The following is a 4,288-nucleotide window of genomic DNA, read 5'->3' on the forward strand; positions in this document are numbered from 1 at the left end:
CAGCCGCCGCAACCGCAGTCGCAGCCGCCGTTCCCGCACCAGGCGGGTCCCGCCGGCGCGTACCCGGTCCACGCGGAGCGCAGCCCCACCACCTTCCACCAGCTGTCCCTCGGCCGGGTGATGCGCATCGGCCGCGCCCTGGAGAACGAACTGGTCGTCTCCGACCTCCAGGTCTCCCGGAACCACGCCGAGTTCCACGCCATGCCCGACGGCCGCTGCGAGATCCGCGACCTCGGCTCGCACAACGGCACCTACGTCAACGGCCAGCCCATACCCAAGGGCGGTACCCGGGTCCTCGGCCCGTCCGACGTCATCGGCGTGGGCCACTCGACGTTCCGGCTGGTCGGCGACCGGCTGGAGGAGTTCGTCGACACCGGCGAGGTCAGCTTCTCGGCCCGCCACCTCACGGTCACCGTCGACGGCGGCAAGCAGATCCTCAAGGACGTCTCGTTCGCCGTCCCCGAGAAGTCGCTGGTCGCGGTGATCGGCCCGTCCGGTTCCGGCAAGTCGACCCTGCTCAAGGCGCTCACCGGCTACCGGCCCGCCGACCAGGGCGACGTCCTCTACGACAACCGGAACCTGTACAAGCAGTTCGCCGAGCTCCGCCAGCGCATCGGTCTGGTCCCGCAGGACGACATCCTGCACAAGGAGCTCACCGTCAAGAAGGCCCTCGGCTACGCGGCCAAGCTCCGCTTCCCCGCGGACACCACGTCCGCCGAGCGCGCGGCCCGGATCGACGAGGTGCTGCGCGAGCTCAAGCTCGACGTGCACAAGGACAAGAAGGTCACCTCGCTCTCCGGCGGCCAGCGCAAGCGCGTCTCGGTGGCGCTGGAGCTGCTGACCAAGCCGTCGCTGATCTTCCTGGACGAGCCCACCTCCGGCCTCGACCCGGGCATGGACCGCGACGTGATGCAGTTGCTCCGCGGCCTGGCCGACGACGGCCGCACGGTCCTGGTGGTCACCCACTCGGTGGCCGAGCTGGCCATCTGCGACAAGCTCCTGGTGATGGCGCCCGGCGGTGCGGTGGCCTACTTCGGTCCGCCGGACGAGGCGCTCAACTTCTTCGGCTACTCCACCTGGGCCGACGTCTTCTCCGCCTTCGAGAACTACCGCGACTACGACTGGGCGGGCCGCTGGAAGGGCTCGCAGCACTACCAGACGTACGCCGCGGACCTCGACGCGGTGGCCCCGCAGACGGCGTACGCGCCGCCGCAGGCGATCCGGCCCCCCAAGCCGCAGGGCTGGTTCTCCCAGTTCCTGACGCTGGTCCGCCGCTACGTGTCGGTGATCGCCTCGGACCGCGGATTCCTGGCGCTGATGGTGATCCTGCCGGCCGTCATCGGTTCCGTGAGCCTGCTGATCAACCCGGACCGCGGCCTGCTGCCCAACCCGCTGAACCCGCAGACCGGGCGGATCGTCCCCAACGGCACGGCCACCACCGTCCTGCTGATCCTCGCGGTCGGCGCCTGCTTCGCGGGCGCCGCCAACTCGGTCCGTGAGCTGATCAAGGAACGGGTGATCTACGAGCGGGAGCGGGCCACCGGCCTGTCCCGGTCGGCGTACCTGATGTCCAAGGTCTTCGTGCTGGGCCTGATCACGGTCTTCCAGGGTCTGCTGGTGGGCGTGATCGGCTTCGCCAACCGCGAGATCCCCGAGGAAGGGCTGCTGCTCAAGGGCATGGCCCTGGTCGAACTCTCGCTGCCGATCATGGGCCTGGGCTTCACCTCGATGATGTTCGGCCTGATCATCTCGGCGCTGGTGAAGACGGCCGAGAAGACCATGCCGCTGCTGGTCATGTTCTCGATCATCCAGGTGGTCTTCACCGGCTGCCTCTTCGCCCTGCACGGCACACCGGGCGTCAACGAGTTCTCGTACCTGATGCCCTCGCGCTGGGCGGTCGCGGCGGCGGGCGCCACGCTCGACTTCAACCGCATCGCCCCGCCGGAGCCCGGCGCGGCGAACGACCCGCTGTGGGAGCACACCCTCGGCACCTGGTCGCTGGACATGATCGCGCTCATCGGCCTCGGCGCCGTCTGCGGCTTCTTCGTGGCCCGCTTCCTGCGCCGCCACGAGCCGGAGGTCATGCGCAAGTGACCCGGCCGGTCCGCGCCTGAGGCGGTCCGGACATGGCGCAAGGGCGGCACCCCGGTGGGGTGCCGCCCTTTCAACGTGTCAGCGTCTGCCGCTCAGAGGTCCGCGCCTGCCTCAGTACGCGCTGTTGACGTTGTCGATGGTGCCGTAGCGGTCGGCGGCGTAGTTGGCCGCGGCCACGATGTTGGCCACCGGGTGGTAGATGTCGTCCGGCGTGCCCTTGACGTGGTACGTCTCGAAGGTCGGCGGGATCACCTGCAGCAGGCCCTTGGACGGGATGCCGTTCTGGGCGTTGATGTCCCAGAGGTTGATCGCCTTCGGGTTGCCCGAAGACTCTCGGATGATGTTCTTGTACAGACCGTGGTACGAGCCCGGAATGTCGTTCTTGTCCATGATGTCGAGGGCCTCGCGGATCCAACCGTCCAGGTTGTTCGCGTAGACCTTCTTCGTCTCGGCCTTCTTGGCGACCGGACGGGCGGCGGAACGGCTGGCTTCCTTCTCCTGGCGCTCCTTGGCGGCCTTCTCGGCAGCCGCCTTCTTGGCAGCGGCCTCGTCGGCAGCCTTCTTCTCCTCGGCCTTCTGCTCCGCCTGCTGGGCGGCCACGGCCTCGGCCTTCACGCTCGCACCCGCGGCCTGGTCGGCGATGCCGGCCTTCACGTTCTGGATCTGACCGGCGCTGTAGACCACCGGCTGGGCCTGGACGGCCTCGTCCGTGGCGGTCTCGGCACTGGCCGGGACGACGGTGAAGGCGAGGGCCGCGGCGCTCAGGGCACCGGCACCCGCGATGCCGACCTTCTGCATCTGCTTCTTGGTGACGGCGGTGCGGTAAGCGGAAAGGTTGAACTTCGGCATGGAACCTCATTCGTTGCGCGGAGGTCGCTCGGCGTCCGGGGGTTCGGACTGTCCGGACGGGCCGGACGGAAGTGCACCCGAGGGGCGTGTCTGCGCCGCGGACGAATCCGCTGCGGTGAGCGACATGAGCAATTCTTAGCGATCGCAAAACGGCCTGGCAATCATGTGATCTACGAAGGTGGATAGGAGAACGTAACCGGCAAATCAGGACAGATAGTGATCTAAGTCCAGTTCAGGCGGGGCGGCTATGTCCTACTTGTCTCCTATCTGCCTTCGTACGTGACGGCCGTCTCATGGACGGCCTCACACGGCGCCCCCGGGCTCCTCACGCACGGTTGCTTGCGCAATGCTTTCTGTCAATGGATTTCGGGGGGCGTCGGGGCCGGGTCCGGGACCGGGGACCGGTCTGCACCTGGTTCTCGCGACCGATCCGGCCCGTCCGGGCCGCCGGTAGCGTGACCGCCATGAACGAAGGGACCACCCGCTCGCCCGCCGGCCTGGCCGCCGTCAGCGACGCGCTGCTGGCCATGAGCCGGCGCCTGGAGGTGGGGGACGTCCTCAAGACGATCGTCGCCCGCGCCCGCGAGCTGCTCGGCGCCCGCTACGCCGCCCTGGGCGTGCCCGACGACTGCGGCGGCTTCGCCCGCTTCGTGGTCGACGGAGTGGACGAGCGGACGTGGAAGGCCATCGGACCCCTCCCGCGCCAGCACGGCATCCTCGCCGCCATGCTGCACGAGGGCCCGCAGCGCCTCGACGACGTCCGCACCGACCCCCGCTTCGAGGGCTGGCCCGCCGCCCACCCGGAGATGACCGACTTCCTCGGCATGCCGATCCGCGACGGCGACGAGATCCTCGGTGCCCTCTACCTGGCGAACAAGGAGAGGACGCACCGGGCGGCGACCGAGGGGGAGAGCACGGACAAGGAGGGGGCCGGCCCGCGGGCCCCGGCGGCCGGGGACGACGCCTGCGGCTTCACCGAGGAGGACGAGGAACTGCTGTCCCTCTTCGCCCAGCACGCCGCCATCGCCCTCACCAACGCACGCCTCTACGAGCGCAGCCGCGAGCTCACCATCGCCGAGGAGCGCTCCCGCCTCGCCCACGAGCTGCACGACGCGGTCAGCCAGAAGCTGTTCTCGCTCCGCCTCACCGCCCAGGCCGCCGCCACCCTGATCGACCGGGCGCCGGCCCGCGCCAAGGAGGCCATGGGCGAGGTCGCCGCACTGGCCGCCGAGGCCACCGACGAACTGCGCGCCGCGGTGATCGAGCTGCGGCCCGCCGCGCTCGACGAGGACGGACTGGTCGCCACCCTGCGCAGCCAGGTCCAGGTCCTCGACCGCGCCCACAC

2 protein-coding genes and 1 pseudogene are annotated in these 4,288 nt (G+C 69.6%); 2 read left to right on the forward strand and 1 reads right to left on the reverse strand.

What is annotated here, in order from left to right:
• The coding region (locus tag HW445_RS20280) for an ABC transporter ATP-binding protein/permease (protein ID WP_180222407.1) at window positions 1-2,094 on the forward strand (2,094 nt) is incomplete at its 5' end.
• 111 nt (window positions 2,095-2,205) lie between these two features.
• Here the strand turns inward: HW445_RS20280 and HW445_RS20285 are convergent.
• Window positions 2,206-2,943, reverse strand: coding sequence for a transglycosylase SLT domain-containing protein (locus HW445_RS20285; RefSeq protein WP_180222408.1), 738 nt, complete (start codon window positions 2,941-2,943; stop codon window positions 2,206-2,208).
• Between the two features lie 488 nt (window positions 2,944-3,431).
• On the opposite strand from HW445_RS20285, the pseudogene HW445_RS20290 reads away from it, so the two are divergent.
• Window positions 3,432-4,288, forward strand: a pseudogene (locus HW445_RS20290) (GAF domain-containing sensor histidine kinase); the annotation flags it as partial.

The organism is Streptomyces sp. UH6 (assembly GCF_013421635.1).
Classification (GTDB): domain Bacteria; phylum Actinomycetota; class Actinomycetes; order Streptomycetales; family Streptomycetaceae; genus Streptomyces; species Streptomyces abyssomicinicus.